The sequence below is a fragment of the Curtobacterium sp. VKM Ac-2884 genome (assembly GCF_015350945.1).
In the GTDB taxonomy this organism is placed as follows: Bacteria; Actinomycetota; Actinomycetes; order Actinomycetales; family Microbacteriaceae; genus Curtobacterium.
This window is the reverse complement of the sequence record NZ_JADKSA010000001.1, coordinates 562916-587495: the sequence shown is the minus strand read 5'-3', so window position 1 is coordinate 587495 and position 24580 is coordinate 562916. Positions and strand designations below refer to the sequence as shown.

Below are 24580 nucleotides of genomic sequence, written 5' to 3'. Positions count from 1 at the left end.
TCTCAGGGAACGGGGTGCGCGTCGCGCCACCCGACGAAGGCCCGCGGAGTGCCCGCCGGCGAAGTGCCCGTCAGTACGAGCTCGTACGTGCCACTCGGGAGAGCGGCGGAGTCGAAGCGCGACGAGCCCGAACCGAGCGGGACGACGCCGCCGCTGTTCTTCCGGACTGCGCCGCGGTCCCAGGGGACCGTGGTCAGGAGGATCTCGTCGTCGTAGGCGAGGTCGATCGCGAACGCGAACACCAGGCGAAACCCGGGGCCGAGGATCGACACGATCGGGTTGAGGATCGCGCCGCGCACCCGGATGGAGAGCCACGTCGCGGCGTCCGTGTCGACCGTGAAGGTCGTCGACTCAGTCGAGGGTCCTGCGCCGATGGTGAGCGGCTCCTCGAGCGGTGCCATCAGGCCGCCGGTGACCTCGGGGACGAGGCCGACATCCGCGGACTGCTGCTCGCCGTACCAGAGCGCGTCGGCCGCCCGCCACTCGGCGCCGACGTCGGCGGCCGGCGGGTACTCGAAGTACCGCCGGCCTGACGTCGCGATGCGGCGCGGCCGGCCGAACGACGACCGTCCGCGCGGAGAAATGAGCTCGGCGACCGCGTCCGGCGTTGATCGGATGCTGTCGCCTCGCCACAGACGCTTCAGCTCGCCCTCGCGGTCGCGGGCGTCATCCGGAGACGAGCCGACGATGCCGAAGTCGATCGCGTAGGTGGCTCCGCCGTGCGTGTCGACGCCGAACTGTGTGCCATCGACACCGTCCGTGTTCACGTCCTGGTCGGTGATGTCGTACTGCTGCAGTTCCGGGTCGTCCCGGAGGAAGACCCCGGAGTCGTCCGAGAACTCCACCGGGTCTTCCCCCGGGAACCGCAGCGCCCACTGACCGCTCATCGGCGCCGCCTCCCTCGCACCTGGGTGCGGTACACGAACATCGTCCGGTCGAGGTCGGCGGACGGGTTGCCGGACGAAACGAACGTCGGCGCGAACACGTCCTTGCCGCCACCACCCGGCGCCTGGACGATGATCGGCGCCGACGGCGGCGGAGCATACGACGACCGGGTGATCTGCCCACCGGTGGCGTACCCGCGCGCACCCGCCATCGCGGACATGAGCTGCTGCTTCGACAGCATCCCCTGGTTGATGGCGTGCATGATCTGCGGCCCGTACATCGATGCCGAAGACTCACGGATCATCCACTCGCCGTTCGACGCCCACACGGGGATGTCGTCAGACGTGCCCGTGCCCGGGCCGTAGATCGGACCGCCCGACGCCTTGAAAATGCCGTTGGTGTTGTCCGCGGTACCGACGTTGACCCTGTTTGTGGTGATCGTGATCGTCTTCTGATTCGGGATCCCGAGGAGCGTGTTCGCGACGTTCTGCAGCGCTTCCTGCGCCACCGCTGTTGCCGCGTTCACCTGGGTGCGCTTCTCCTTCGGCAGCGCGTCGAGCTTCGCCTGATAGTCGCTCACCGGAGCGGCGGCCTGCGGGGCGTTGTTCTGGAACAACGTCGCCCAGTCCGTCGGCGTGCCGATGATCTTGTCGGCGTACGCCTGCGCAGCGTCCCCGGTGATGCCGTACTGGCCGAGAGCCGCGATCAGCTCGTTGCGGCCCTGCTCCATTGCCGCGGTCGCCTGCTCCTGCGAACCCGTCTGGGTGTAAATCGCTCCCGCTGCGTTCTCCGCGGATTGCGCGATCCCGTCGAGCGCCGCCTGGTTGCTCCGACCCTTCTCCGTCGAGATGTCGAGCGTCGCGCCGTTCTCCTTGACGGAGGCCGTTACTCCGTCCACGGCCGCCTGGAACTGACGCTTGGCCTCCCGGGCGTCCAGAGTCGGCGACGTCAGGTTCTTCAGCGCGTTCGCCGTGTCCTGGATTGCCTTCGCGGCGTCCTCCGCAGACTTGTCCATCTGCTGGAGGGCGTCCGCGTTCTCCTTCGTCGGGTTCTTCGCCGACTTCGCCGCGCCCTCGTAATCGCCCATGGCGAGCTTGAGGAGATTCGACCTGGACGCCGAGATGCCGAGCGCTGTCGCCTGATTCGTGAGCTCGGCCTTGTACTCGGGCATCAGGTTGATGAGCTGGGACGTCTGGTCCCTGTTCAGCTTCTGCTGATCGACGAGATCCGAGAACGCCTTCGATGCAGCGGGGGCGTCAGCCTGCGCAACCTGGGAGAGCGCCTTGCCGACGTTCTCGATCGACCGGGCTTCCTCCTTCAGGGTGCCGACCGCGATGTACTGCTTCTTCGAGTTGACCAGGGACGCGAAGTCGTCTCCGACGACGCGCAGGACGGTACCGGTCGTGAAGCCCTCGTCGCCGAGGTCCTTCATGATCCGCGGCAGGTCCTTCAGGTTCTCGCTGATGTCGCCGGCGAGGAACTTCGAGACGCCGGACCGCTGCCCGGCGAGATCGAGGAGCTTCGACGCGTCGACGGTCGTCGAGATCGCGTTGGTGAGCTTCTCCTGCGAGACCGCACCCGACTCGGCTGCGACGATGATCGAGTTCACCGCAAGCGCGCCGGCAGCCATCGCGAGACCCCACGGGCCGAGGAGGAAGCCAGCGGTCGCTGCAAGGCCGCGCCCGAGCCCGGACGCCGCCTTCAGGCCCGCGCCAGCGGCACGGGAGACCCCGGGGATGCGGGACGCCGAGAGGGTCTGCAAGGCGGCGCCGAAGGCGACGACCTTCGGCACAGCGATCAGCATCGTCCCGCCGCTGAGGGCAACCGCTGCGGTCAGCGCGCCGACTCCGAGCACGACGCCCTGGACTGCGCCGGGCGCCTGGTTGTAGGTGTCGAGCAGGTCGGTGACGACCTGCACGGCCGCGCGGAGCGGCCCGTCAGCTGCTTCGCCGGTGACGATCGCAGCGGTCTGGAAGGTGGCCTTGAGCTTCGTGAGGTCGCCGTTGAGGTTGTCCATCTTGCCGACGGCCTGCTCGGTCGCGAAGCCCTGCTCGTTGACGGACTTCGTCCACTTGTCGACGGCGTCCGCGCCGCCGTTCATGAGGATCGTGGCGACGGTGATCTGCTCGTTGCCGAAGATGCGGCCGAGGGCAGCGTCGCGCTCTGCGTCGCCGAGCGTGCCGAGCCGCTTGTGCAGCTGCTCGGCTGCCCCGTTGAACCCGATGAACTTGCCCTGGGCGTCGTAGACGTTGATCCCGTACTGCTTCATCGTGTCCGAGGCGATCTTGGACGGCGCCGTCAGGGATAGCAGCACGCCGCGGAGGCCGGTGCCGGACTGCTGGCCGAGGATGCCGTTCTGCGCGAGCAGCGCCATCGTGCCGACCGTCTGCTCGAGCGAGATGTTCGACGACGCCGCGACGGGGCCGATGTACTTCAACCCCTCGCCGAGGTCGGAGACTCCACCGAGCGCCTTGTCGGCACCGGCTGCGAGCAGGTCGGCGATGTGCGTCACGTCGCGGCCCTTGAGCCCGAACTGCACCATCGTCGACGCGGCGATCGAGGTCGCGTCCGCGACGTCGATCTGACCAGCGGCGGCGAGCTTCAGCGAGCCGGACAGCGCCCCGCCGTAGATGTCGCTGGCCTGGACGCCCGCCTTGACGAGTTCGATCTCGGCGTCGGCCGCCTGCGTCGCCGAGAACCCGATCGCCGTGCCGGTCTCGAGCGCAGCCTGCTTCAGCTGCCGCTGCTCGTCCGCGGTCGCGTGCGACAGCGACTTGACCGACGACATCCTCTCGTCGAAGTCGGCGTAGGACTTCACGGCGTACGCGACGCCGGCGGCGGCGACGGTCCCGATCGCGAGGAGCGGGACCGCCACCTCCTTCGCCTCGTCCTTGACCGCGGCGAGGCTGGTCGCAGCCTGCTTCGCGTTCGCGACGATGGACTTCGAGAACTGCTGACCCGCGCGCTCACCGCGGGCGAGCTCGTTCGAGAACCCGTCCATCGACGCTGCGACGGTGAGCTTCACACTGCGATCGGAGCCGAAGGCCACGGAGCACCTGCTCTCTCTGCCCCGAGCAGGGCGTCAGTCAGTCGGTGGCGGAGAGGTCTTGCGGCGCCGGCGCTTGCGAGCACCCTTCGGCTCGACGCGGATCCGGTTGACGGGCACGATGAGGCCCGCGTGCGGGTCGCGGTCCTCCTTGCGGAGGTCGGCGATGTAGTTCAGCTGCGCCCGCTTGGCGAGGTCGTACGTCGGCGAGAAAACGAGGTCGCCTTCCGGCGTCGTCTGCGGCGTGCCGGCGACGAACCGGTAGTGCGAGTCGGGAAGGTCTGGGTCGGCATCCGGATCGGTCGCCTCGGAGATGAGGAAGCCGTGGTCCCCGGTCTCCCGCTCCACCTCGAGAAGCGCGGTGAGCCAGTCGATGTCGGTGGGACCGAACTCGGACTCGAGGGTCGTGGTGGACGACGAGAGCCGCCCCTGCGCGTCGTGCTCGTACACGGTGCGCTGGGACGGCTCCCACCCCTGCAGCTTGCGGACGGACCGGCCGGTGTCTCGCGACAGCGTCACCAGGGCCCGTAGCGCGGGGTCCTCGGTCAGTCTTTTTTCAGTCGCCCCAGCCGGTTCGACGCCTGCAGCACGTTGAGATTGATCTGCAGGTTGATGATGTTCGAGATGTCCCAGCCGGACGCGATCTCGAGGATGTAGTTCCAGTCGTCCTCGTCGAGCGGCTCGGCGCGGTGGACGACGCCGCCGACCTCGACGTAGACCTGCTCGGGGTCGCGCTTCGCGCCCTCGGGCAGGGCCTCCTTGACGTCTACGGTGGACCGGCGGGCAGCCGCGATTGCGACGGCGTGGTGGTTGTAGCCGAGGTCGATGTCGAACTGCACATCGAGACGCGGCGGGAACTTGTCGGCGAGGTCGCTCCACTCGACGCCGGCGAGCTTGGTCATGTGGAGCTTGTGGAGGTGCTCCCGCTCGCGCTCGGTCAGCGCCTCGAGCTGCTCGCGGTGTCGCTGCTGCAGCGCGATCATCTCGTCGCGCAGCTTCTTCAGCTTCGGCGGAACGGTGCGACCGGCAGCCGGTGCTGCGACGCGGTCGATCTCCGTGGAGAGCGTCTGCTCCTCCTGCGCCTGCTGCTGCAGGAGCGTGTTCCGCTCGCGCGCGAGCTCGACGTCGAGCACGACCTGCACGGTGCCTGTCGGCGGCTTGTAGCCCTCGCGGGCCTTGGCGATGTTGCCCATGATGATCCTCCCCGGATCTCCCGGATGGTGGTGTGGACGCGGGCGGCAGCTCCGGGGAGGACTGCCGCCCGCGTGTCTTGCGGGGAAGGGCTACGCGGCGAGCGTGTAGTCCTCGAGCACGTTCCGGCGCGGCGCGAGCGCCTGCGTCTTCGTGAACTTGCCGCCCGACGCGGTGTTGCGGACCTTCGTGCCAGCGATGACGTCGAAGATGTCCCACTTGTCGGTGGCGGCGAAGTCCTCCTCCCACGGCGTCGCGTAGCGGGCGAACAGGATGTACTCCTCGCCCTCCTGCAGCAGCGGGTCGGCCTCGTCCTCGTCGCCGCCGTAGACGTACGTCAGCGATGCGGTGTGGGTGACGGGCCCGAAGCCGCCGAGCACCTGCCGGAGCGCGAACCGCGGGTCGGTGGTGGCGTCCTGCGCCTTCCCGTGGGTCCACCCATCCGTGGTGAGGGAGTAGGTGATGTCGACGGTGGTCGCCGCCTTCAGGTCCGCCAGCGTGGGCGGCCAGGTGGTGATCGCCGACTTCGGGGCCGCGAGGAGCGCGAAGTTCCCGTCGACGTCGACGCTGGGGGGCAGGATGAGATCGCGAGTCACGACGTGACTCCTTCCGTGGTCACGCCGGCGTCACCGGCGGTGGTGTCGGCCACGGCGGTCGCCGGGGACGTGTTGGGGGCCGCGGGCAGCTCGTCCGGCGACTTCGGGCCTGTGTCCTTGCTCGCCGGCGGCTTCTTCGCCCGGGGGCGCCGCGGCTTGGCGCTGTCCGCCTTCGCGTCCTGCGGTGCTTCGTCGGTGTCGTCGACGGCTCGCTTTGCGGCCGCGGTCGGCTTCCCGGTTGCGGTCTCCGCAGGCCGGTAGACGTCGGGCCAGCGGTCGGCGGTCGCCTTCGCGACGGTCACGAGGCGCTCGTCGCCGTCCTGACCGATCACGACGTCGACCTTCTCGACGAGGGGCTTCTCTCGCATGAGCGGGTCTCCTTCTCAGGTGGTGGGGCGGGCGGGGTTGGACTCGAAGCCGTAGACGGCGATCGCGTACCAGACGGAGGGCTGCACGGCGTTGTCTTCGGCGTTGCCCGGGCGCTCGAGGCGGGTGATGCGCTTCGTGGCGCGCCCTGGGACGACGGGGATGACGCCGCGGCCGCCAGGTCGTAGGCGAGCGTCGATCCAGCCAAGGACCTGCACGGCGCCGAGCTCGGTCGTCCCGACGGCGTGGAAGATCCAGGACGGTCGGCGCGTGGAGACAGGGCTCGAGAACCGGTCCGTCTCGGTGGCCTCGTTCGACTGGGTGATGACTGCGTAGGGCGGAGTCAGCACCTTGCCGTCGCCGCTCGTTGGTGCTGAGCCGACTCCGACTCGGCCGACGAGCTGCGGGACGGACTCGACGAGGGCGCGCAGCGCGACCGTCTCGTCGAACTCAGCGCTCACCATCCGATCGCCTTCAGGCCGTCGTCGATCGCCTTGCCGACGCCGGCCTCGAGGTCTTCGACGTTCTCCTGCAGCGCTGCGAGGCCGTAGCCGTGCGCCGGGAGGTTCACGTACTTGTGGCCGGGCGTCCCGTACTCGAGCAGGAGCGCGACACCACCCTGGTTGCCGGTGCCCTTTGTCGCGCCGATCTCGGCCTCGACGCCGCCAGCGAGTTCCTTCGTGTCGTACGTGATCGAGTACGGCACCCGGGGTGCCGAGGGCGTGCCCTGCAGCTTCTCCCGCCACGCGTTCTTCACGTGGGTGACGTTGACCTGCACCGCCTTGCGGACGAACGGGAGCGTCTCGGTGGAGAGCTGGCCGAGCTGGGCGATGGCCTTGTCGAACTCCGAGACATCGATGGTGACGGCGTCAGCCACTGCTGGTCACCTCCACGGGGAGTCGGCGCGCGGTCGCGTACGTCTGCTGGTGGGTTCCGCTCACCGTGACGACGACGGGCGCGCTGGCGGAGTCGTTCGTGGCGAGGGTGATGGTCGCGATGTGACCGACGCGGACCGCGGCAGAGCCGACGGCGTCGACGGGGATCTTCAGCACGGCGCCCTGCTGCACGAGCTGGCGGCCGGCGGAGTCGACGGAACGCGCCTGGGTGTCGGCGGCGCGGTACTCGCAGCGGCCTTCGTAGACCGTCGTGTGAGTCTCCGCAGGGAGCGAGGTTTCTGGGTCGGGGTCGCCGCTGGTCGTGATCTCGACGATCGTGCAGGTGTCGACCATCTTCGACTCCGCGGCGGCTCGGAGGTCGGGGAGTGCTGCGGCGATGTCCGCGCCGAGGTCTGTCACGGCCGGTTCTCGTAGATCGGCGTGCCGGCGATGTCGGCACCGCACGAGCAGTAGGTCGCGCCCCAGAGCAGGTTGCACCAGGGCACGTGCCGGGAGCCTCGGCCGGGTGCGGTGTCGAACGCGTACGCGCCGCCGCTCGCCTTCACAAGCCCGAGCTGCGCCCACCACTCGTCGAGGATGACGACGCGGCCCTGCCCCGACTGGTACGTCTTCGAGGACGAGCCGTCGTCGACCGACACGGTCACCTGTGTCGCGTCGTCCGGCTTCCGGATGTGCTTGACCACCGCCTGCCGGACGACGTAGTCGACCTTCTTCTGGTCGGGCATGTCCTTGCCGAGTTCGACAGCGCGGTCCTCGATGAGCATCTCGGCGTCATCGATCCACATCTGCCACTGCTCGGCGAGAGCGGTGTCGGGGTCGGGGGCGGCCCGACCGAGTTCGATCGCGATCTTCGCGAGTTCGACGGTCATGACCGCCCCCTTCCGTTCACTCGTCCGAGGACTCGTCGTCCTCGTCGGTCTCCTCGTCGTCGCCCTCGTCGGACGTGTCCGACTCGGTGATCGCCGCGAGGATCTTCGGCTTCGTCTTCGCGCCGCCGAGGTCGATGCCGTGCTCGGACGCGAACGTCTTGAGCTGCGGCAGCGTCCACGAGGCGTCGGGGTCGCCCTCCGGCTGCTCGTCGGCGCCGACCGGCTTCCACTTCCCGCCGATGCGAGCGGCGAGCTCGTCGTCGACGTCGACGATCACGCCGTGCTCCGTCTTGAACTGGGTCATGCTGCGGCCTCCTCGATGACGGCGAAGCGGTTCGCGAAGACGTACCAGCCGTAGACGATCTCGAGACGGAGCGCGATCTGGTTCTTGCGCTTCAGGTCGCCCTGACCGTCCGGGTCGCCGTACCGGATGATCTCGACGGGCAGCTCCCGCTGGACACCCCAGCGGATGCCGTTCTGGAAGTCGCCGACGATGCCTCGCACGCGGGTGTCCGCGGCGGCCTCCGGGAGGCCGGAGACGGTGTCGCCCTGCGCCGACGGGATTCCAAGGAAGTCCGTGATGTCGGTGCCGAAGCCGAGGCCCGGGTAACGGGGCGTGCCGGTGGGCTGGCCGCCCGAGAGCGCCTGCAGGCCCGCGAGGTCCCACGAGAGCTTCGGGTCGATCGCGAAGCCGTTGACGGTCTTGCTGTCGTTGACCAGCAGACCGACGGCCGCGCGCACCTCCGCGTCGGCGTCGACACCCGCAGAGCGCACGACGCGCTTCGTGGTCGCCGTCACGTAGTTGTCCCAGCCGTTGATGACCGTGCCAGTGAGCGGGTTGATGCGGTGCACGAGGCCGAGGTCCAGGCCGCGGGAGAGCGCGGTCTGGCCGGCGTCAGCGACCTCGCGGAGGATGCCGAGCTGGTAGTCCTCGTCCAGCCACTGCACCTCCTCGTTGAACCGCAGCGTGACCTGGCCCTTGTGGGGCTTGGCGGTCACGGAGCCGAACGACGTGCCCTGCGAGGCCTTGTCGGCGCCTTCCTCGACGAACTCCATCTTGGGGATGTCGTTGAAGGTGATGTAGTCGGTGGTGCCGAAGCGCTGCGGCTCGCGGGGCGAGAGTCGCGCGACGGTGGAGAGCGTCTTCGACGCCTTCACCATGCCGTCAGCGATGTTCCGCGGCATGAGCACCTTGGCGTCGTTGGTGCCGAAAACGGCCATGACGTTGGGTCCTTCCGGTTACTGCCCGCCGCCGAACAGCGAGCGCACCGCAGCGCGCTCGTCGTCGGCCTTGAGCAGGGGGGTCTTGCCCTCGTTCGGGGCTCGGTTGCCTTGCTTCTTCCGGTCCGCCTCACGCTCGGACAGGCGCTTCGCCTGTGCGGTGAGGGTTTCCTCGTCCGTACCGGTGAGGAACAGGTCGCGGTCCTCGGCACTGATGCCGTGGGCCGCTGCGATGTCGCTGCGGAGCGCGCGCGCCTCGGCGGCGGCGTGCTTCTGCTCGAGGTCGGCGAGCTTGTCCTCGACGCTCTTGGCGCCGTCGGCCTTGCTCTTCAGGTCGTCGTAGTCGGCGTACTTCGACTGGACGCGCTTCACGCGGTCCTTGACGATCTCGTCGAGCTCGGCCTGGGTGAAGGTCTTGCCCTGCTTGTCCTCGTCGCCCTGCTTGCCCTTGTCGTCACCGCCGCCGCCACCGCCGTCAGCGGGGTCGGTGGTGTCGATGAACCGGAGCCAGGGGCGGTAGTACGCCGGCTGGAACAGCGGTCCTCGAGCGGTGATGGGGGTCGTGTTCATCGATACGTTCCGTTTCTGTCCCGTCGGACGTCAGACCGGCCTGAAACGCGGCCGTAGCGTTCTCCCCAGTGGGGAAGTGGTGTCACCCGGGGATGTCCGGGTAGTTCTCGTTGAGGTACTCGCGCAGGACGGCTTGTTGCGCCGGCGTGCGAGACCTTCGGGAGGCGACGTACTGCATCGCGTTCGCCTCGGGGCCGTGGTCGCCGCCCCGGAAGACCGGGTAGGCGGTGCAGTGGCAGTTCGGGTGGGCCGCGAAGCTCGCCGACCGCTCCCGGTACACGGCGCCGCGGTCGGCGAGCATCCGGCAGAACTTGCAGCCGCCCGCCGTCGCGCGAGCCCAGCCGATCGCATCGGGGTCGCGCTTCCGGTTCCCGAGGACGGTGTCCCGGTAGGGGCGCGCCGTCTCGAGCTGCACGACCTGGGCCAGACGGCTGTCGACGTCGTCGCCGTCGCCGGTCTCGCCGAACAGCGGCTCCGCGGCCCACGCGATGCCCCGCCGGATCTTCACGACCCTGTCGGCGACGGTCAGCGTGACCTGGAACGCGGTGCGCGCTCGGGCGATCTCCCGGGTCTCCTCGTAGAAGTCCGCGGCGAGGGCGGCGGAACCGTCGGAGTAGTACCCGATCAGCCCCGGCACGGTGTCGAGCAGCTGCAGCCGACGTGCTTCCGGCGCACCCGACGTGGTGGCGAAGACCGCTTGCGCGTCCTCCACCGCCGCGGCGGTGACGAGCTGCAGGTCCGCCCGCGACTCATCCGGCGTTGGCATTGCCCTGCGTCCGGTTCGCGAGCGCCGTGATCACGGCGCGTCCCTGAAGCCGCTGCTTCTCGGCGAGGGCCTCGGTGATCTGCTGCTCGGTCAGACCGATGAGCTTGAGCCCAGTGCGGGTTTCGGCGAGCCACGGAACGGCGGCGAGCTGCTTGCCGCCGGCGTCCGCCTGGGCGGACTTCGACAGGTACAGCGGGTTGCGCCACTCGGGCACGATGCTCGCGTACGACTCCGGCACCGCAGACAGGCCGTTCTGCATCGCGAGTGCTGCTGCGATCCTGCGGCGCACCGACACGGACCAGTCGCTCATCGCGCCCTCCGCCTCGGCGATGAGCGAGTCACGGCCCTGCACGTAGGAGCCTTCGGAAGTGGGGTTCGCCATGTCCGTGAGCGCGAAGTCCTGGTCGGGGAGGTCGAACTCGCGTGCCTCGAGCTTCGCGAGGGCGTTGAGCTGCGCGAGGTGCGGCTGCGGCGACTCGGCGGCGAACTGCTTCACGTCGGCGCGCTGGTTCTCCGCGTCCTTGTCCTCGGTGTTGTCCGGGATGCCGAAGATGCGACCCATCGCGACCTGCCAGGACGCCTTGTAGGTGCCGTCCTGGTTCTTGAACATCGAGTCGCTGCCGCCGAGGAGCACCATCTTCGGGATCGCGTAGATGTCCATGTGCGCCTCGAGGCGCATCATCGATCGGATCGCGGCTTCCTGGTGCGAGATCGCGGGCCGGTTGATGCGGGATCGGCCCATGCGGCGGCCGGCACGGGGCCGGTAGACCATCGGGTCGACCGGCACGCCGAACGTGTGCTCCGACCGGTCGACAGACCAGCCGCTGCTGTCCTTCTCCGCGCTGATCGTCATGTTCGGCAGGTACAGCACGAACCCGGTGACCTCGTTCGACCCGGACTTGCTGCGCGACGTCACGGACACGAAGCTGTCGAGCTTCCGCGAGCGCACGTTCCACTCGCCGGTGGCGTTCAGGGCGTCGCGGGCCTGGACGAGCACCTTCGGCTCACCCGGCTCGCCGCGGGTCGTCACCAGGTAGGAGACGCCGTTGATCAGGGAGTCGGTGCGCGCCTGAGCGAGCTCGGCGAGAAGGAAGTTGCTGTCCTGCAGCTCGTTCATCCCAAGCGCGTCGAGGTCGCCTCCAGTCCACGCGAAGCGCTCGATGTTGCAGCGCCGCGCGAGCCCGTCGACGCCCTTCGCGCACCAGCCGAGCACGAGCGCGAGGTCCTGGTACTGCGGTGGGATGACCCCGCCGACCTGCCTCGTCGCGCGCTTGCCGTCGTAGATGTTGGCGCGGTAGAGGTTCCGCGGCACCTTCTCGTCGAGCTGCTCGAGCAGACCGTTGAGGACGTCGTTCTCGTCGTCGGTGAGTTCCCAGATACGGAGCTTCGTGAACGCCATCAGAGGATCACCGCCGTTCTGCTCGAAGTCTGGCGCCGCGTCGGGCGCTTCACGTTGTCGTTCTGGGCACCCCAGAGGGCGAGGGTCTCGGCGACGATCGGCGTGATGTCCGACGCTCCGTCCTTCCGGTTCCACGCCCAACCGCCGGCGCGGATCGGCCGCTTGCGGGCGACCGACAGCGCGACGTTCGACTGCGGCTGGTCCGTGTGCCGGACCGAGCGGTCCATGACGGCGTCGAAGAACTTCGCGCAGGCGATGGCCATGTCTCTGCCCTCCGCTGCTGCGAGCGTCACCTCGATGTCGGTGCCGATCAGGTAGTTCCGGTCGCGACGCTTCTCGGTCAGACCGGCGAGCTCGTCGACGACGACCGCGTGCAGACGGTTCTGCTCCGCGACCTGGGCGACCCACGGGATCACCCAGTCGACGCCCTTGCGCTGCTCGTCGAGTTCCACGTGCCAGAGACCATCGGCGCGGCGGCCGGCGAGCGCGACCGCGGCGACCGACCGGTCCGGCGGGACGTCGATCGCGAGCGTGAGCCGCTCGATCGCCATCGACCCGGGATCGGCGATGAGCCCCCACGACGCCTCGTCGATGACGACGCTGTCGTTCTTCGGGTCCCATATCCCGCGGCCCTCACGGTTCCACGAGTCGTCGTCCTTGAGGTTCTTCCGCAGACGCAGCAGCGACTCCCGCGGCGTGCGCAGCGGGTAGGACGGGTTCATGACCGCCCACTGGTCCTCGTCATTCGGATCCGATTCCGGGTCCGCGGCGATCTCAAGCCAGACGGCGTCCTCGGTCTCGCCCTCAAGTGCCTCGTCGCGACGCTGACGGAAAGCCTCTGACGGGTCCGTCGATCGCGGGGGAGTGCCCATGAAGAACAGGAGCGCGCCGTGCTCATGCCGCGCCTGGTTCGTGGCGGCGACCATGTCCTCGAGCGACTTCGTGTCGAGGATCTGCCCCTCGTCGAAGACCTCGATGTCGATCTCGTCGAACCCGCGACCGAAGCCCATCTTCCGAGAGCCGAACATGATCTTCGACCCGTTGCGGAACACTGCCTGCTGCTCGCCGTTGGCGGAACGGAGTCCCTTCCGGCCCGGGGCGAGGTGGGGGCGCACCAGCTTCCGCTGGCAGATGCCGCGGAGAGAGGTGAAGGTCTTCGTCGACGTGCTCAGATGATGCGCCGTCCACACGACCTGCAGCCCCGGGTAGAGGATGCAGAGCACGACGAGCATCGCGAGCACGAAGTAGGTCTTGCCGACCTGCCGGGGGATCGACATGCCGATCCCGCCGACCGTGGCGACGTACTTCCCGTCCTCGCCGTAGCCCAAGCACACCGAGCCGAGCTGGCTCTGCCACCAGTCGAACCCGAGCCCCAGCGACAGGCCCTTCGCCTCGACCCGCGGCCACACCGTCCGGACGATCCCGGACGGGAACGTGAACGCCTTGGCGTACTCAGACAGCCGAGGCGTCGAAGTAGCCGTCTTCGACGGCGTCGGCGCTGTCGGCATCGTCCGCATCCTCCCGGGCGTCCCACGCCTCGATCTCCCGCACGGTCTCGAGCAGGCGCTTCGTCAGCGCCGCGAGGTCCCGCGCCGGGGTGTTCGGGTTCTCCACCGCGACCGCGATCCGGTCACGCGTGGCCTCGAGCAGCTCACGGACGGTCCCCGTCCGGGCAGCCTCGGAGACCGTCTTCGGCTTCGTCGGCGGAGCCGGGACATCGTCTGCGGTGACCGCGCGCAGCTTCCGATCAGCCATCCGAGCCACCCCCTTGGCGTTGGTTGAAGCCCCGGAGGTTGGTACAAGTCAGTTAGGGAGCCGGAACGGTCAGTGTGGAAAAAAGGTCGGAGGGAGAGAGCGCCTATCCCCGGAGGTACCTCGTAGGCCCTGCTGGGGGGTCTCCCCCTGGGGTCTTGTGTCGCCTCTTGTGTCAGATCAGCGACTTGTATCAGCACATCGTGTGGTACAAGTCAGCGGTGCAGTGAGCCGCTGCGACGCACGATCGGAGCGACGAGGCGAGCGCGCTTGGTGCTGTTGCAGTCCCTGTGTGCAGCCTTCTTGTTCGCCAGGATGTCGGCCCCTCCCCTGGCAAGAGGTACTACGTGGTCGACGACGAACGACTTCGGGTCCGTGTGTGGCAGCGAGTAGTCGATGGCCTGCCCGCAGATGTGACAGGCAGCCCCGGTCTTCCGAATGGTGGCGCGGTCGCGGTCTCGCTGCTTCGTGTTCCTCGGCTGCTTGCTCACGGCTGCACCTGCACGAACACCTGCGGACGGAGGACCACGTCGAGCAGCGCAGCCTCCATGCGGAGGCGGAAGGCGTCGTACGCGGAGTCGGGCAGGGAGGGCGGCAGGTCCAGGTGCGGTCCGTCCCATCCGGGGCAGAGTTCGGCTGGGTACGCGTGAGCGCAGGTGTCCCACTCGGCGTCGTTGCGGAGCGGGAGCGGCGGTGCTGTCATCGGAGACCACGGTGCCGGCATGCTCGCCTCCTCGGTCAGTCCTCAAGCGCTGTGCGCTGGGCGACGATGCGCATCCAGTCGACCAGGCCGAGCGTGGTGATGTAGTCCTGCCCCTCGGCGATGGCACGGAGCAGGCGTGTGCGGTCGTTGTCCCCGTCGGTGAAGCCCTGGCCCTTGGCCTGCAGCACGTACCCGGTGAGGATGGCGCCATCCTGCTCGTCGGCGAAGTGCGCGGCGACCGCCTGGTCGAGTGCCGCTTTCGTCTCGGCGCTCATGGGCTTCGGTCTCCTAGGATCGGGTCATGGCTGAGTGTCGCGTGCAGGGTTGCACGAATACCCCGACGGATGTGTTCGTCGTGGAGGATCTGAAGTTCGAGTACCTCGTCTGCGCTTTCCACTTGCAGGCGCTTGGTGAGGGTGAGCCGTGGGAGGAGGCGACGGACGGCAGGAGCGGGAAGATCTTGATGGGGGACGACATCGCGCCCGACTTCATCGACGGATCCTGGCGGACGGTCGTCGGGAGCAGCGGGCAGCGGCACACCCTTCACCTGAAGGTGGGGCGTGACGGGGTCGAGGATGGCGAGATCACGTTCGCCGTTTCACCGGAGCAGGCGGGTCAGCTGGCCAAGGTGCTGCAGCAGATCGCCGGCGAGGGTTAGCGGGGGCGCAGGTGCGCCTCGGGTGAGGAATCTGACACCCGAGTGTGGGCGTCCTTCGCAGCTGCACACATCGCCGCGTTGACGCCCCCGCTGAGTTGGCGGCCGTCGGGTCTCCGGGGTCCGCGTGTCACCAGCGGGTTGCTCGGGCTCGACGGCCAGAAGGGTTCCCCGTGCTCGGCGCCGTGACGATGGGTTCGCGGTGCGGCAGCGCGGACGTGACTGCAGGGCAGTACCGAGTGCAGCGGGCGAGGCTGCGGGTGTCCGTGTGCGGCTGGTGCGGCGTTCGTGCGTGTCGGCGGGCCGGGGAAGTCGTGGGTGGGCAGGTGGCGCGAGCGCGCGCCGTTGTTACGGTTCCTCCAACCGGACCTGCCCGAGCCGCTATCGGAGCTACCCGCCATCAGTCGGTCGCACGTGATGGTTGCGTGCACCCTGTCCCCGTGGGGCCAGACCTGGTTGTCGCGGACGGACGCATTGCCGTCTCGCTGATCCGGGCGGCGATGCCAGTCCCCGGATACACGAAAGGCCCGGACTGGTGAGGTCCGGGCCGATTCGTGGCTTACGCATAGCGTATCGCACTGGGCGGACATTCGCGTCGTCCCTCGTTCGGGGGTCATTGGTCCGCTCGTCCGCGGCGTCGACCATGCTCGGCAGCCCATGCCGTGACGGTCCGAAGGGTCGTGAACCGGGCACCGTCGACCTCGCGCACCTCGAGGCCGGCGGCCGCCCACCGGCGAAGCGTGCGCTCGTCCCGGCGGATGGCGCGTGCTGCGACGGCGAGGGGCACGAGGTCGTCGCGCGGGTCACCCTCCATCGGCATCAGCCTCCGAGGCAGCGGGCGGCGGAGTCACGTCGCGGATCGTGGACGGGTCGATGGCGTCGGCGTCGAAGCGGACACCACCTACGTTCACGCAGCGGCTCGGGCCCGTGCAGCGCATCCAACGAGTCGACGCCGAAAGGTCCCGCCCGTATGCCGCTGTGAACGTCGTCCCTGGCACCATGTCGGCGATGCGCGGCGGGGCGGCGACTTCGCCGAAGAACTCCTTGTGCACGTGACCCCGGCATGAGCAGTCGACCATCGTGCACTGCCCGCCCGCTCCCCAGTGCTCGCCGCGGGCGTGCCCGCAAGCGCAGATGCTGACCGACGACTCGGCGGTCGGGGCCGACTGCGAGAGCGCGGCGAGCACTGCGTCGGTGATCTTGCGCCGCAGAGGTGCCATGTCCTGCCCCAGCAGTCGAGACTGGGCGGGCTCGGGGAAGTTGGTCACGTGGAACAGCACCTCACCCACCGCGGCTTCGACCTGCTCGCGCGATGGCCCTGCCGGGGTGACCAGCCGCGTGTTCTCGGTGAGCGCGGTGGTGAGTTGCCGCAGGAGTGCCGTGTACGGCTGAAGCGGCACCTGCACGAACAGCTGGTCGCTCATGGCGTGGCCCCCTCGGTGTTGGGGAGACGACGGAGTTCCTGCCAGGTGCCGAGCGCGGCCACCTCGACGCTCGTCATCCTGGTGGCCTCGCCGCGCGGGGTGACGACGTCCCAGCCGCCGGCGCCCGCCTTCCACGCGAGCCACCGGCGGGTGTCGTCGTTCTCGACCATGACGACGGAGTCGCGGGGCAGGGCGTCGAGCGCGCCGGCCGACTCGGCGAAGCGGTGTGCGTCGCCGCTCGTGGCGAGATGCTTCAGCACAGCCTCAGCCTGGGCGATCTCGGTCACGCCGACGGGTGAGCCGAAAGCTGCTGCGGCGGTCAGCACCTTGGCGAGTTCCACGATCTCGTCCCAGTTCTCGGGGACGTCGCCTGACGACGCGTCGGCGGGGGCCGGGCGCGGGTTGAACGAGGCGAGGACGCCGACGCGGAGGCCGTCGGACTCCCGCTCGATGATGTACGACGGCTGGTCCGTGAACGCGACGGGACGGCCGTACTGCCACTCGGTGTCGTAGTTGAACTTCCACTGGACGCGGGGCGCGTTGAGCACCTCGGTGATGGCGGACTCGGTCTCGGTCATGCTGTGGCCTCCTCGACGGGCAGGAACGTGACGGTGCCGTCGGCGAGCATCACGTCGACGCCGGTGATCGCGCCGTACGCGCGCTTCACGTCGATGCGGTCGATCTCGGCATTCGTCTTGTGGCCGTGCTGCTTCAGCAGGGCGCGGATCTGGGCGAGGGTCATGCGGGTACTCCTTCGACGCGGGGGACGGACGTGCCGACAGCGATCTGCCGGACGATGCGGGTCAGCTTCCGGGCTGCAGCGCGCTGGTCAGCGGTCGCGCCCTCAGCGGTGTTGACGGTGCCGTCCTTCGTCGTCGAGACGAGGACGTGCGAGCAGGACTCGCACCAGACGGTGACGTCGCGGATCTCGGCGTCCGGCGCCCAGTCCGCAGTGACGGCGAACTCGCCGCACACCTCGCACGGACGTCGCCAGTGCGGCCGGTCGGGGCGCGCCTCGAGCGGGAACCGGGAGTACACCGCCTCGATCGCCACGGCGACTTCGTCGAGGAACGCGGGTCCGCCGGCGTGGGCGGCGATCCGGTCGAGGTGGAGCAGCAGCCAGTCGGTGAGGTCACGAACGAGCCGAGCGGCGCCGGGCGGGGTGGTGGTGGACCGGAAGCCGAGGAGCACGCCGTCGGTGGTCCACTCGCCGGAGCGGAGCGCGACCTTCAGCGTGGACACGGACAGGTCGCGCGCCCAGCGGCGGACGTGACCGACGAGGTCGACGTAGATCTGATCGGCGTCGTCGAGCGCGCCGATGTGCAGCGGGGCCGGTGGGGTGCGGGACGGTGCGCCGGGCTGGCCATCGCGGACGGCGCCGCCCGGCTGCCGGCGGATGCGGACGTACTCGACGAGCTCGGGCGCTTCCACGAGGCGGCGGCGTGCTCTCTCGACGAGCAGTGTGAGCGTGAGCTCGTCGTCGTCGGTGTCGGGTGGGGCGATCGTCATGCTGCGCTCCTCGGGTCGGGGACGGGTGCGTCCTTGGCGGCTACGAGGTAGCCCGTGGCAGCGTCGAACACCTCGCCGGGGGCGCTGTCGTAGACGACGGTCGTGCGGTGCTCGAGGTACGTCTCACCGCTCTGCATCTGCGCGACGGTCGCCCATTCGGCGTTCTCGGCGGAGACACCTTCGGGGGCGTACTCGTCGGGGGTCCAGCCGGTGAAGTAGACGCGCTCGCCGGGCTCGAACACCTCCGGCTTGTCGATCGGGTGGTCCATGGTGCTGCTCCTGTCCTGCTCCTCGCAGAGCCGCTGTGCGACGGCCGCGCGCTGGGCGGCGGCCGTCTCGTACGTGGGGGACTTCGGGTCGCCGAAGTCGTGGGGGCCGAGGTCGTTGCCCTGCGTCAGCGGCATCAGAACGGGGTCTCGTCGTCGAACTGGCCGGGCTGAGACCACACGTCCTGTGCCTGGGGTCCGCCCGCCGGCGGCTGGCCGCCCTGCTGCTGCGGCGTCCACGGCTGGTCCTGCTGCGGCGCGGACTGCTGCTGGCCGGGCCACTGCGATCCGCCGCCCTGCTGCTGGCCGCCGCCCGGCCCGTTGCGCTGTGCGCGGGTGACCTGCGCCGTTGCGTAGCGGAGCGACGGGCCGATCTCGTCGACATCGAGCACGAACCCGGTGCGCTGCTGGCCCTCGCGGTCCGTCCACGACGTCTGTCGGAGGCGGCCCTGCGCGATGACGCGGGCGCCCTTCGTCAGGGAGCCGGACACATGCTCGGCGACCTCGCGCCAGACCGAGGCGCGGAGGAACAGCGCGTCGCCGTCCTTCCACTCGTTCGCCTGCCGGTCGAAGGTGCGCGGGGTGGACGCGATCGTGAAGTTCGCGACCGCGAGGCCGTTCTGCGTGTACCGCAGTTCGGGGTCGGCGGTGAGGTTGCCGACGACGGTGATGACGGTCTCGCCGGCCATCAGCGGGCCTCCACCTTCTCGTAGGTGGCCTCGAAGATGTCCGGCTTGCACGGGTAGAACTCGCCCTGCACGCCGCGGATCACCCAGTCCCCGGGGCTGACATGCATCTCGCCCTCGAGCGTGCGGATGTAGATGCCCTCGGCGCGCTCCGCGATGCGAGGGACGTACGTGTGTCCGTCGAAGTAGCCGCCCTGTTGGAACGGGACGTGCTCGGTCCATGTGGCCGTCGCGCCGTCGATGCCGTTGACCCACTGGATCATGGGGTGAGCGGTCTCGGGACGGCCGTCCCACTGCATCGCCTCGATCTCCACGGGCTTCTTCCGGTACGTCTTGCTCATGCTGCTTGTCCCTTCGGTTGTGCGGCTGCTGCCGCGTTGCTGTGTGTGGCGGCGTACCTGGTGATGGCCGCCTCGATCTCGGTGTCTCGCTCGGCGAGCTGCTGCTGCCGCTGGTGCTCGGCGCGGTCGATGAGCTGCTGCAATCGGCGCTCGCCCCGCTGCCGCTCGGCTTCGGTGAGCTCCCCGCGGACCTTCCGCCAGAAGTCCCGCCGCACGTAGTCGTGCGCGAACCGCATCTCGTGGTCCTCGCGTGACCAGGGACGCTCGGCCTCGAGGTCACCGGGGCCGGCGTGCTCCCGCTGCAGCGCGACCGGGTCGAGCGTGGCGACGAAGTTGTCCCACGCCGCGTCGCCGGTCACGGTTCCCCCTGCGGCATCGGCTGCCCGACGGCGCCGACGGTGAGTGCCCGCGGGGCGTCGATCACGCCGGCTTCAATCGCGGCGGCGGTCTGCGCGAACTCGGCACGGGCTCGGGCCAGCTGCTCAGCTACCGCCCGGGGCAGCGGGTCCCGCTTCGGCCACGACTTCTCGATGAGCCCGCGGGCCTTCGCGGACCGGACGTCCTCCTCGATCGCCGTCGGCGTCTGCCGGGTGTCGACCCGGATCTGCTCGAGCAGCACGTCGAGGGACAGGTAGTCGCGGGGCGACGGCTTCCGGAAGTGGTTCCGGACCGCTTGAAGCGCGTCGTCGGCGTGCACCTCAGCGAGCTCCTCGGACCACACGTCGACGGTGGCCTCGGACAGCTTCCGGTTGTCGAACCCGGCCGAGATGTACCCGATCAGGCGTGCGACCTCTGGCTTGTTCACTGGGCGATCTCCTTCGTAGTCGGGTCGTTGTCGTAGCGGGTCATGAACGCGAGGAGCTCGGCGTCGCGCTGCTGTCCGTTGCCGGGTGCTTGCCGGCGTTCCTCGAGTTGTCGGTTCGCCGCGAGGCGGAGCCGGTCGTACTGCTTCCGGAAGGTCGGCATCGACAGGACATTGGCCCGCCAGAACGAGTCGCTCTGGACCCACCGCACAAGGCGCTTCGCCGCGTCGAGGTCCCGGCCATCGCGGTCGAGGAGAAGCCGGGCAGATTCGCGCCACGCCTTCGTCACTACTGGGCGCTTCGAGCCGTTCTCCTCGACAAGGTCAGCCAGCAGCTCGCAGAGCTCGGCGACGTCGGCGCGATCCGCGACGTCTTCTTCTCCGTTAGGAGAAGAGGTCGGGACGGGACGGGCCGGGACGGGGGCAGGGTTACGAACCTCACCCGAACCGTCCTGTAACCCGGTTACGGACTCGGTTTCACCCTCGTCTCGAGCGCGGTTACGTTGCCGCCACTTCCGCAGTTTCTCGGCGTTCTTCTCCCGCGCGGACAGCACGTCCGCCTTCGTGGGCTGGAAGTCGTCCCAGTTCACGAACGCGTAGCCCGATGAGGTGCGCGACCAGAGGCCGGCGCTCACAAGAGCCTCGGCAACACGTCGCGTGGCGCCCAGCTCCACGATCATGTAGCTCGGGACTGCGCCATCCTGCAGCTCCTTCGCGCTCCACGCGCCGGCGAGGGTCCACAAGCCGATCGCTGCGAGACGGTCGCGGCGCGGGATGCCCAGCACCTTCCGCGAGGACGGAAGCCCGTCGTCGACCTTGAACCAAGGCATCAGCCGGCACCTCCCTTCGAAGTTGACCGATCGTCGTTGATGTGGAACAGTCGGTGCTCCACCGCGTTCGCGCGGCGGATTCGCGCCTCCGGCCACAGACCGCACCTGCGGAGGATCGCGACCACGGAGGCGTGGCAGAGCGGCCTATTGCGCACGACTGATAATCGTGAGGCGGTGCAAGTCGCCCGGGGGTTCAAATCCCCCCGTCTGGGCCCTGCCACCTCCTGCTGCTGGCCGGTCACGGCTCACCTCCCATCTGTCTTCGTGCTTGCTCGACGCTGATCTCGCGCCAGCTGGCGTTGTCGTCGTAGAGCACCCACGCCTGCCGGAGCGTGCCAAGCTCAGTGCGAAGCCACCGGCGGGCGGGGAACTCGAGCGGGTCCGCCCAGCCAGGCACGCCCCAGCCGTCATGCGCCGCCTCGACGGGGTGATCCGTTTTCCACAGGTGGCACTCGGCGCAGAGGAGATGCAGGTTCGACGTCGCGGTTCGGCCGCCCTGCGAACGGTTCTTCCGGTGGTCTCGCTGCGTGGCTCCACCGCGGTGGCAGCGCTGGCAGCGCTCCTCGTCCCGTTCTGTGACGAGCGCGTACGCGCGGGTCTCTTCGGCCGCGGTGTGCGAAGGCGCCTTCGGGCCGATCACGAGGCGCCTACGATCGAGCCATGGTCGAGCGCTTTTACGAGACGAATCTCACAGCCCTCCCGCACCGCATGTGGCGACGAGAGCAGCCCGAGCCCGACGGAAGCTTCCGCTGGGACGTCGAGTACGACCAGACGGAGAAGGGCGACTGGGGACCGCGCGGGGTGGTCCACGAGGTAGATGGCGCGTTCATTGTGCGAGGTGAACGCATCACTAGTCCGGACCGTGCGCTCCTGCTTCACAGCAGGGGCGCATAACCCGTCTGGAGAGCGCGCTACGCTCTGCTGCATGGACAGTGGGTGGGCCGTGGTCATCGGTGCTGTGGTCACCTTCGCCGGGACGATCATCGGCCCTTTCTTGCTGGACAGAAGAAAGAGACGAGCCGAGGCCGACGAATCGCGGCGGACCGAACTCGCTGAACTCATCCCGGAGCTCTTCCGGCTGTACGAGCAGCCACTCCTCGTCATTGCGATCCCCGATGAAACCCGAGCGCTCGCGCGCCTGAACCTGCTTCTCGACAAGGACGACTGGCCGATCGCGTCGTTGATGGCGCTAATCGGGACCCCTCCGTACCGTGCGCCGACGTACCAGGGAGCCGCGCTCGACATGATCGCGGCCTGGTTCCGGGGGTCGATCTCCTCGCAAGAAGCGTTCGACCGCTTCCAACGGCGCATGGGGCTGAACGTGGCCGGAACGCCCTTTGGCGAGCCAGAGGCTTCTGCCACCTGACGTGTGGTCACGAGCGGGTCTCCTTCCTGGCGGGTCGTCCGCGGCCGTAGTTCGCGGCGATACCGCGTTCGTTGCGGATCCGCTCCACTGAGGACCGGGCGATGCCGAACCGGTCGGCGATGTGCTGGTCGCGCTCGCCTGCGCGAACAGCTGCGGCGATCACCTCGCGGGTGCGGGTTGTGATCGGGCGCCCGCTCATGCTCGGCATCCCGCTACGCTGCGTCGCATGGACGCGGGATTGGCAGCAATCGTCGGAGCAGGGGTGGGAGCAATCGCTTCCCTTGGGGCGAGCGCGTTGGGTGCGATCCCGGGTCTCTCACCTGAGCACCGGGCGGACCGCCTACGTCGACGACAGCGACGTGACGATGCCGTGCTGGAGGCAACCGACCTCATCGCCGACTGTGCGCTGACGGGCGCGGTGGCGTCCGGGAGCTCCGACGACAAGTACCGGCGTCTGCTCGTGCTGCGGACGGAACTGGGAGTGCTCCTCGCCAGGCGGGACATCGGGCTGCTGGACCTGTACGAGGAGTGCGTTTCCTGCGTCCTCGAGGGGAATCGCGACCTGCGGGCGGAAGCGGCTCGTAGCTTCTCGGTCGGAGCTACGAGGTGGGCCGTCGCGGACCGAAAGGCTCGATCCGAGCTGAAGCAGTACGAATCCGAACTCATGAAGTGGCGGAAGTCGCTCGGGTGACAGAAGGATCGGCCGCAGCGGAGGACCTTCATCGGGGGCCTCCGAGGAGAGTGACCAGGTCCGCGAGCGTCATCGTGACGAACTGCTCGCCGGGCGCCGCGGTTCCGCGGCGCTTGTGGACGACGATGCCGATGCGGGCGTCGTCGTTACCGCGCTCGCGCTCAGCTTCGGCGAGCCAGGAGCCGAGCGACATCGACTGGTGGTTCTTGCACTCGAGCACCACGCGCTCGCCGCGGATGGTCCGGACGCCGCCGATGTCGCCGCGGTCGTCGCGGCCGTTCTTGGGGCGGATGTCGATGCGGTCGTCAAGCTCGTCGCGGAGGTAGTTCGCGACGCTGCGCTCGAACATCTGGCCGGCCTTCCTGGCGCTGCTGTTCGAGCGGCGGGGGCGCGACGGGGCTGTGCGATCCTGGGGTTCCATGCTGGTGTCTCTCGCAGAGGGGTCGGTGTGGGTGGGGCGGTGGCCGTTGCAGTCGGCCACCGCCCCGGCTGAGCTACGGGCGGCCGGAGTAGACCGGCACCGAGGCGGGGATGCCCTCGTGCACGACGGTCTTCTCGTCGCCCTTGACGACGGTCTTGCCGTCGCGAATCTCGGTGACGATGTCCGCGAACGCGGCGTCGAGGATCTCCTGCGGGCGCTGCAGCACGATGCCGAGGCCGAGTTGCGATCCGCGGAGGCGGTACCGGAACCGGGCGACGACGACGTAGACCGGGCCACCGAGGTACGGGCGGAGCAGCAGCTCGAGCTCGGTGGGGATGTCGATGTGCCCCTTCTGGCCGGCCTTCGCCGTGACGGTCTCCTTGTACTCGAGCCGGACCTGCCCGGAGTCGAGCCGCTCGCCGCCCTCGAAGTCGACCTTCGTGTTCGCCTGGAACGACTGCGCGATCTCGATCAGCACCGCGGTGTCGGGCTTCCGGACGTCGAGGGCCTGCTGCTCGATGAACTCGGCGAACACGGTCTGCTCGAGCAGTTCCCCGTCGACCTTCGTCCACGCCTCCCACGACTTCGTCGGCCTCAGCTCGAGGCGCGCGGTGTGCTTCTGCCAGCCGCCTTCGCCGGCTTCGTGGGAGTCGAGCACGGCAACGACGGACGACGACGGAGTGTCGGCGTATACCTCGGTGTGCCCGTCGATGACGTGCTTCGTGACGTAGCGGACGAAGGATTCGGCGTCGCCGACGACGCGCTTCGCCTCGATGTGCCGGGGGTGCTCGGCGTATCGGTCGGTGTCGACGATGCGGCTGCCGCCGGAGCCATCGGCCTCGACGTAGACGGTGCCGGTGTCCAGCTCCTCCGGGTGGATCGCCTGCTGAGCGAGACCCGCGACGACGGCGGCCTCGGGGTTGTCGGTGTAGTCGGTCATTCGTTGAGCTCCTTGATCTCCCCGGTGGCGGGGTCGTGCGCGGGTGCGGTGCGGATGTCCTCGTCCTCGAACAGGGGCATCGAGGACGGGTCGCGGCGGGACAGGGTGTGGTCGCGGTCGACGTACGTGATCGAGCCCTCGCGGTTCTTCTCGGGCCGCTTGACCGTGATCTTGTCGTTGACCTTCAGGGCGGTGACGCCCTCATCGATCGGCTTGAACTCGAGAGTCAGGGTGATCGAGCCGCCCTTCCCCGTCTCCTCGATCGCCGCGACGAGCTTCGACAGCTCGTCGTGCAGCTCGAGGTCGGTCTTCGGTCTCGTCGACGCGAGGAACGCGGCGAAGCTCCCGGGCTTCTTCTGCGTCTCGTCCTTGGACATGGGTGTCCTTCC

38 protein-coding genes and 1 tRNA gene are annotated in these 24580 nt (G+C 69.0%); 4 read left to right on the top strand and 35 right to left on the bottom strand.

The window, feature by feature from the left end:
* Nucleotides 1-2: 2 nt before the first annotated feature.
* The 20 genes from ITJ60_RS02900 to ITJ60_RS02805 form a co-directional block, all read right to left on the bottom strand.
* Nucleotides 3-887: a hypothetical protein gene (locus ITJ60_RS02900; protein WP_194646838.1), complete on the bottom strand. Its 885-nt coding sequence runs from the start codon at nt 885-887 to the stop codon at nt 3-5.
* Nucleotides 884-3910, bottom strand: coding sequence for a phage tail tape measure protein (locus tag ITJ60_RS02895; protein ID WP_194646837.1), 3027 nt, complete (start codon nt 3908-3910; stop codon nt 884-886). Before ITJ60_RS02895 ends, ITJ60_RS02900 begins: the two co-directional genes overlap by 4 nt.
* A gap of 57 nt (nt 3911-3967) precedes the next feature.
* Entirely contained in the window at nt 3968-4450 is a 483-nt protein-coding gene (locus ITJ60_RS02890) for a hypothetical protein (RefSeq protein ID WP_194646836.1), read from the bottom strand.
* A 26-nt stretch (nt 4451-4476) separates the two neighbouring features.
* The gene (locus ITJ60_RS02885) at nt 4477-5124 is read right to left on the bottom strand and encodes a hypothetical protein (RefSeq protein ID WP_194646835.1); all 648 of its coding nucleotides are present in this window, start codon (nt 5122-5124) and stop codon (nt 4477-4479) included.
* A gap of 90 nt (nt 5125-5214) precedes the next feature.
* Nucleotides 5215-5718, bottom strand: coding sequence for a hypothetical protein (locus tag ITJ60_RS02880; RefSeq protein ID WP_194646834.1), 504 nt, complete (start codon nt 5716-5718; stop codon nt 5215-5217).
* Nucleotides 5715-6086, bottom strand: coding sequence for a hypothetical protein (locus ITJ60_RS02875; RefSeq protein ID WP_194646833.1), 372 nt, complete (start codon nt 6084-6086; stop codon nt 5715-5717). Before ITJ60_RS02875 ends, ITJ60_RS02880 begins: the two co-directional genes overlap by 4 nt.
* 15 nt (nt 6087-6101) lie before the next feature.
* On the bottom strand, nt 6102-6545 hold the full coding sequence (locus ITJ60_RS02870) for a hypothetical protein (protein ID WP_194646832.1): 444 nt from the start codon (nt 6543-6545) through the stop codon (nt 6102-6104).
* Complete coding sequence (locus ITJ60_RS02865) at nt 6542-6961, bottom strand: hypothetical protein (protein WP_194646831.1); 420 nt, start codon at nt 6959-6961, stop codon at nt 6542-6544. Before ITJ60_RS02865 ends, ITJ60_RS02870 begins: the two co-directional genes overlap by 4 nt.
* Nucleotides 6954-7379, bottom strand: a complete 426-nt coding sequence (locus ITJ60_RS02860) for a DUF6093 family protein (protein WP_194646830.1) — start codon at nt 7377-7379, stop codon at nt 6954-6956. Before ITJ60_RS02860 ends, ITJ60_RS02865 begins: the two co-directional genes overlap by 8 nt.
* The gene (locus ITJ60_RS02855; protein ID WP_194646829.1) at nt 7376-7849 is read right to left on the bottom strand and encodes a Gp19/Gp15/Gp42 family protein; all 474 of its coding nucleotides are present in this window, start codon (nt 7847-7849) and stop codon (nt 7376-7378) included. The genes ITJ60_RS02860 and ITJ60_RS02855 overlap by 4 nt, the downstream gene beginning before the upstream one ends.
* Nucleotides 7850-7865: 16 nt before the next feature.
* A complete protein-coding gene (locus ITJ60_RS02850) occupies nt 7866-8153 on the bottom strand; it encodes a hypothetical protein (protein ID WP_194646828.1) in 288 nt (95 codons plus the stop codon).
* Nucleotides 8150-9070 carry a phage major capsid protein gene (locus ITJ60_RS02845; protein ID WP_194646827.1) on the bottom strand — a complete coding sequence of 307 codons (921 nt, stop codon included), beginning with the start codon at nt 9068-9070 and terminating at the stop codon, nt 8150-8152. Before ITJ60_RS02845 ends, ITJ60_RS02850 begins: the two co-directional genes overlap by 4 nt.
* A gap of 18 nt (nt 9071-9088) precedes the next feature.
* The gene (locus tag ITJ60_RS02840; protein ID WP_194646826.1) at nt 9089-9640 is read right to left on the bottom strand and encodes a hypothetical protein; all 552 of its coding nucleotides are present in this window, start codon (nt 9638-9640) and stop codon (nt 9089-9091) included.
* Between the two features lie 82 nt (nt 9641-9722).
* Nucleotides 9723-10406 carry a hypothetical protein gene (locus ITJ60_RS02835; protein WP_194646825.1) on the bottom strand — a complete coding sequence of 228 codons (684 nt, stop codon included), beginning with the start codon at nt 10404-10406 and terminating at the stop codon, nt 9723-9725.
* Nucleotides 10390-11805, bottom strand: a complete 1416-nt coding sequence (locus ITJ60_RS02830) for a phage portal protein (RefSeq protein ID WP_194646824.1) — start codon at nt 11803-11805, stop codon at nt 10390-10392. The genes ITJ60_RS02835 and ITJ60_RS02830 overlap by 17 nt, the downstream gene beginning before the upstream one ends.
* Nucleotides 11805-13313 carry a terminase gene (locus ITJ60_RS02825; protein WP_194646823.1) on the bottom strand — a complete coding sequence of 503 codons (1509 nt, stop codon included), beginning with the start codon at nt 13311-13313 and terminating at the stop codon, nt 11805-11807. Before ITJ60_RS02825 ends, ITJ60_RS02830 begins: the two co-directional genes overlap by 1 nt.
* Nucleotides 13258-13560, bottom strand: a complete 303-nt coding sequence (locus tag ITJ60_RS02820) for a hypothetical protein (protein WP_194646822.1) — start codon at nt 13558-13560, stop codon at nt 13258-13260. Before ITJ60_RS02820 ends, ITJ60_RS02825 begins: the two co-directional genes overlap by 56 nt.
* Nucleotides 13561-13772: 212 nt before the next feature.
* Nucleotides 13773-14048, bottom strand: coding sequence for an HNH endonuclease (locus tag ITJ60_RS18745; RefSeq protein WP_194646821.1), 276 nt, complete (start codon nt 14046-14048; stop codon nt 13773-13775).
* A complete protein-coding gene (locus ITJ60_RS02810; protein ID WP_194646820.1) occupies nt 14045-14260 on the bottom strand; it encodes a hypothetical protein in 216 nt (71 codons plus the stop codon). The genes ITJ60_RS18745 and ITJ60_RS02810 overlap by 4 nt, the downstream gene beginning before the upstream one ends.
* A gap of 35 nt (nt 14261-14295) precedes the next feature.
* Nucleotides 14296-14535 (bottom strand): hypothetical protein, encoded by a 240-nt coding sequence (locus ITJ60_RS02805; protein ID WP_194646819.1) that lies wholly within the window; start codon nt 14533-14535, stop codon nt 14296-14298.
* Nucleotides 14536-14561: 26 nt separating this feature from the next.
* Here ITJ60_RS02805 and ITJ60_RS02800 point away from each other — a divergent pair, with 26 nt between their 5' ends.
* Nucleotides 14562-14918, top strand: a complete 357-nt coding sequence (locus tag ITJ60_RS02800) for a COMM domain-containing protein (protein WP_194646818.1) — start codon at nt 14562-14564, stop codon at nt 14916-14918.
* Between the two features lie 800 nt (nt 14919-15718).
* Here the strand turns inward: ITJ60_RS02800 and ITJ60_RS02795 are convergent.
* Genes ITJ60_RS02795 through ITJ60_RS02750 form a run of 10 tightly spaced genes read right to left on the bottom strand, consistent with a single transcriptional unit; the run spans nt 15719 to nt 20773 of the window.
* Entirely contained in the window at nt 15719-16339 is a 621-nt protein-coding gene (locus ITJ60_RS02795) for a hypothetical protein (protein ID WP_194646817.1), read from the bottom strand.
* Nucleotides 16336-16917 carry a hypothetical protein gene (locus ITJ60_RS02790; RefSeq protein WP_194646816.1) on the bottom strand — a complete coding sequence of 194 codons (582 nt, stop codon included), beginning with the start codon at nt 16915-16917 and terminating at the stop codon, nt 16336-16338. The genes ITJ60_RS02795 and ITJ60_RS02790 overlap by 4 nt, the downstream gene beginning before the upstream one ends.
* A complete protein-coding gene (locus ITJ60_RS02785; protein ID WP_194646815.1) occupies nt 16914-17081 on the bottom strand; it encodes a hypothetical protein in 168 nt (55 codons plus the stop codon). Before ITJ60_RS02785 ends, ITJ60_RS02790 begins: the two co-directional genes overlap by 4 nt.
* Complete coding sequence (locus ITJ60_RS02780; RefSeq protein ID WP_194646814.1) at nt 17078-17848, bottom strand: hypothetical protein; 771 nt, start codon at nt 17846-17848, stop codon at nt 17078-17080. Before ITJ60_RS02780 ends, ITJ60_RS02785 begins: the two co-directional genes overlap by 4 nt.
* Nucleotides 17845-18252 carry a hypothetical protein gene (locus ITJ60_RS02775; RefSeq protein ID WP_194646813.1) on the bottom strand — a complete coding sequence of 136 codons (408 nt, stop codon included), beginning with the start codon at nt 18250-18252 and terminating at the stop codon, nt 17845-17847. Before ITJ60_RS02775 ends, ITJ60_RS02780 begins: the two co-directional genes overlap by 4 nt.
* The gene (locus ITJ60_RS02770; protein WP_194646812.1) at nt 18252-18803 is read right to left on the bottom strand and encodes a single-stranded DNA-binding protein; all 552 of its coding nucleotides are present in this window, start codon (nt 18801-18803) and stop codon (nt 18252-18254) included. Before ITJ60_RS02770 ends, ITJ60_RS02775 begins: the two co-directional genes overlap by 1 nt.
* Nucleotides 18803-19141 carry a hypothetical protein gene (locus ITJ60_RS02765; RefSeq protein WP_194646811.1) on the bottom strand — a complete coding sequence of 113 codons (339 nt, stop codon included), beginning with the start codon at nt 19139-19141 and terminating at the stop codon, nt 18803-18805. The genes ITJ60_RS02770 and ITJ60_RS02765 overlap by 1 nt, the downstream gene beginning before the upstream one ends.
* On the bottom strand, nt 19138-19500 hold the full coding sequence (locus ITJ60_RS02760; protein ID WP_194646810.1) for a hypothetical protein: 363 nt from the start codon (nt 19498-19500) through the stop codon (nt 19138-19140). The genes ITJ60_RS02765 and ITJ60_RS02760 overlap by 4 nt, the downstream gene beginning before the upstream one ends.
* On the bottom strand, nt 19497-19946 hold the full coding sequence (locus tag ITJ60_RS02755) for a hypothetical protein (RefSeq protein WP_194646809.1): 450 nt from the start codon (nt 19944-19946) through the stop codon (nt 19497-19499). Before ITJ60_RS02755 ends, ITJ60_RS02760 begins: the two co-directional genes overlap by 4 nt.
* On the bottom strand, nt 19943-20773 hold the full coding sequence (locus ITJ60_RS02750) for a hypothetical protein (protein WP_194646808.1): 831 nt from the start codon (nt 20771-20773) through the stop codon (nt 19943-19945). The genes ITJ60_RS02755 and ITJ60_RS02750 overlap by 4 nt, the downstream gene beginning before the upstream one ends.
* Before the next feature lie 125 nt (nt 20774-20898).
* On the opposite strand from ITJ60_RS02750, the gene ITJ60_RS02745 reads away from it, so the two are divergent.
* A tRNA-Ile gene (locus ITJ60_RS02745) sits at nt 20899-20985 on the top strand.
* A gap of 26 nt (nt 20986-21011) precedes the next feature.
* Here ITJ60_RS02745 and ITJ60_RS02740 read toward each other — a convergent pair.
* The gene (locus tag ITJ60_RS02740) at nt 21012-21413 is read right to left on the bottom strand and encodes an HNH endonuclease (protein ID WP_194646807.1); all 402 of its coding nucleotides are present in this window, start codon (nt 21411-21413) and stop codon (nt 21012-21014) included.
* 285 nt (nt 21414-21698) lie between these two features.
* Between ITJ60_RS02740 and ITJ60_RS02735 the strand changes: the two genes are divergently transcribed.
* Nucleotides 21699-22139, top strand: coding sequence for a hypothetical protein (locus tag ITJ60_RS02735; protein ID WP_194646806.1), 441 nt, complete (start codon nt 21699-21701; stop codon nt 22137-22139).
* 7 nt (nt 22140-22146) lie between these two features.
* On the opposite strand, the gene ITJ60_RS02730 is transcribed toward ITJ60_RS02735, so the two are convergent.
* A complete protein-coding gene (locus tag ITJ60_RS02730; protein WP_194646805.1) occupies nt 22147-22338 on the bottom strand; it encodes a helix-turn-helix domain-containing protein in 192 nt (63 codons plus the stop codon).
* A gap of 27 nt (nt 22339-22365) precedes the next feature.
* On the opposite strand from ITJ60_RS02730, the gene ITJ60_RS02725 reads away from it, so the two are divergent.
* Nucleotides 22366-22830, top strand: a complete 465-nt coding sequence (locus ITJ60_RS02725; RefSeq protein ID WP_194646804.1) for a hypothetical protein — start codon at nt 22366-22368, stop codon at nt 22828-22830.
* 28 nt (nt 22831-22858) lie between these two features.
* On the opposite strand, the gene ITJ60_RS02720 is transcribed toward ITJ60_RS02725, so the two are convergent.
* The 3 genes from ITJ60_RS02720 to ITJ60_RS02710 form a co-directional block, all read right to left on the bottom strand.
* Complete coding sequence (locus tag ITJ60_RS02720) at nt 22859-23251, bottom strand: hypothetical protein (RefSeq protein WP_194646803.1); 393 nt, start codon at nt 23249-23251, stop codon at nt 22859-22861.
* Nucleotides 23252-23324: 73 nt separating this feature from the next.
* Entirely contained in the window at nt 23325-24191 is an 867-nt protein-coding gene (locus ITJ60_RS02715) for a DUF2303 family protein (protein WP_194646802.1), read from the bottom strand.
* Nucleotides 24188-24568, bottom strand: a complete 381-nt coding sequence (locus ITJ60_RS02710; protein ID WP_194646801.1) for a hypothetical protein — start codon at nt 24566-24568, stop codon at nt 24188-24190. The genes ITJ60_RS02715 and ITJ60_RS02710 overlap by 4 nt, the downstream gene beginning before the upstream one ends.
* Between the last annotated feature and the right edge of the window lie 12 nt (nt 24569-24580).

Bases quoted from the DNA above. Each gene is read 5' to 3' on its own strand.
- ITJ60_RS02785 (WP_194646815.1), bottom strand. From the start codon at position 17,081: ATGACCCTCGCCCAGATCCGCGCCCTGCTGAAGCAGCACGGCCACAAG.
- ITJ60_RS02775 (WP_194646813.1), bottom strand. From the start codon at position 18,252: ATGCCGCTGACGCAGGGCAACGACCTCGGCCCCCACGACTTCGGCGAC.
- ITJ60_RS02845 (WP_194646827.1), bottom strand. From the start codon at position 9,070: ATGGCCGTTTTCGGCACCAACGACGCCAAGGTGCTCATGCCGCGGAAC.
- ITJ60_RS02800 (WP_194646818.1), top strand. From the start codon at position 14,562: ATGGCTGAGTGTCGCGTGCAGGGTTGCACGAATACCCCGACGGATGTG.
- ITJ60_RS02885 (WP_194646835.1), bottom strand. From the start codon at position 5,124: ATGGGCAACATCGCCAAGGCCCGCGAGGGCTACAAGCCGCCGACAGGC.
- ITJ60_RS02795 (WP_194646817.1), bottom strand. From the start codon at position 16,339: ATGAGCGACCAGCTGTTCGTGCAGGTGCCGCTTCAGCCGTACACGGCA.
- ITJ60_RS02850 (WP_194646828.1), bottom strand. From the start codon at position 8,153: ATGACCCAGTTCAAGACGGAGCACGGCGTGATCGTCGACGTCGACGAC.
- ITJ60_RS02875 (WP_194646833.1), bottom strand. From the start codon at position 6,086: ATGCGAGAGAAGCCCCTCGTCGAGAAGGTCGACGTCGTGATCGGTCAG.
- ITJ60_RS02770 (WP_194646812.1), bottom strand. From the start codon at position 18,803: ATGGCCGGCGAGACCGTCATCACCGTCGTCGGCAACCTCACCGCCGAC.
- ITJ60_RS02730 (WP_194646805.1), bottom strand. From the start codon at position 22,338: ATGAGCGGGCGCCCGATCACAACCCGCACCCGCGAGGTGATCGCCGCA.
- ITJ60_RS02855 (WP_194646829.1), bottom strand. From the start codon at position 7,849: ATGACCGTCGAACTCGCGAAGATCGCGATCGAACTCGGTCGGGCCGCC.
- ITJ60_RS02835 (WP_194646825.1), bottom strand. From the start codon at position 10,406: ATGCCAACGCCGGATGAGTCGCGGGCGGACCTGCAGCTCGTCACCGCC.
- ITJ60_RS02840 (WP_194646826.1), bottom strand. From the start codon at position 9,640: ATGAACACGACCCCCATCACCGCTCGAGGACCGCTGTTCCAGCCGGCG.
- ITJ60_RS02720 (WP_194646803.1), bottom strand. From the start codon at position 23,251: ATGGAACCCCAGGATCGCACAGCCCCGTCGCGCCCCCGCCGCTCGAAC.
- ITJ60_RS02715 (WP_194646802.1), bottom strand. From the start codon at position 24,191: ATGACCGACTACACCGACAACCCCGAGGCCGCCGTCGTCGCGGGTCTC.
- ITJ60_RS02725 (WP_194646804.1), top strand. From the start codon at position 22,366: ATGGACGCGGGATTGGCAGCAATCGTCGGAGCAGGGGTGGGAGCAATC.
- ITJ60_RS02805 (WP_194646819.1), bottom strand. From the start codon at position 14,535: ATGAGCGCCGAGACGAAAGCGGCACTCGACCAGGCGGTCGCCGCGCAC.
- ITJ60_RS02710 (WP_194646801.1), bottom strand. From the start codon at position 24,568: ATGTCCAAGGACGAGACGCAGAAGAAGCCCGGGAGCTTCGCCGCGTTC.
- ITJ60_RS02750 (WP_194646808.1), bottom strand. From the start codon at position 20,773: ATGCCTTGGTTCAAGGTCGACGACGGGCTTCCGTCCTCGCGGAAGGTG.
- ITJ60_RS02765 (WP_194646811.1), bottom strand. From the start codon at position 19,141: ATGAGCAAGACGTACCGGAAGAAGCCCGTGGAGATCGAGGCGATGCAG.
- ITJ60_RS02900 (WP_194646838.1), bottom strand. From the start codon at position 887: ATGAGCGGTCAGTGGGCGCTGCGGTTCCCGGGGGAAGACCCGGTGGAG.
- ITJ60_RS02735 (WP_194646806.1), top strand. From the start codon at position 21,699: ATGGACAGTGGGTGGGCCGTGGTCATCGGTGCTGTGGTCACCTTCGCC.
- ITJ60_RS02830 (WP_194646824.1), bottom strand. From the start codon at position 11,805: ATGGCGTTCACGAAGCTCCGTATCTGGGAACTCACCGACGACGAGAAC.
- ITJ60_RS02820 (WP_194646822.1), bottom strand. From the start codon at position 13,560: ATGGCTGATCGGAAGCTGCGCGCGGTCACCGCAGACGATGTCCCGGCT.
- ITJ60_RS02825 (WP_194646823.1), bottom strand. From the start codon at position 13,313: ATGCCGACAGCGCCGACGCCGTCGAAGACGGCTACTTCGACGCCTCGG.
- ITJ60_RS02780 (WP_194646814.1), bottom strand. From the start codon at position 17,848: ATGACGATCGCCCCACCCGACACCGACGACGACGAGCTCACGCTCACA.
- ITJ60_RS02810 (WP_194646820.1), bottom strand. From the start codon at position 14,260: ATGACAGCACCGCCGCTCCCGCTCCGCAACGACGCCGAGTGGGACACC.
- ITJ60_RS02790 (WP_194646816.1), bottom strand. From the start codon at position 16,917: ATGACCGAGACCGAGTCCGCCATCACCGAGGTGCTCAACGCGCCCCGC.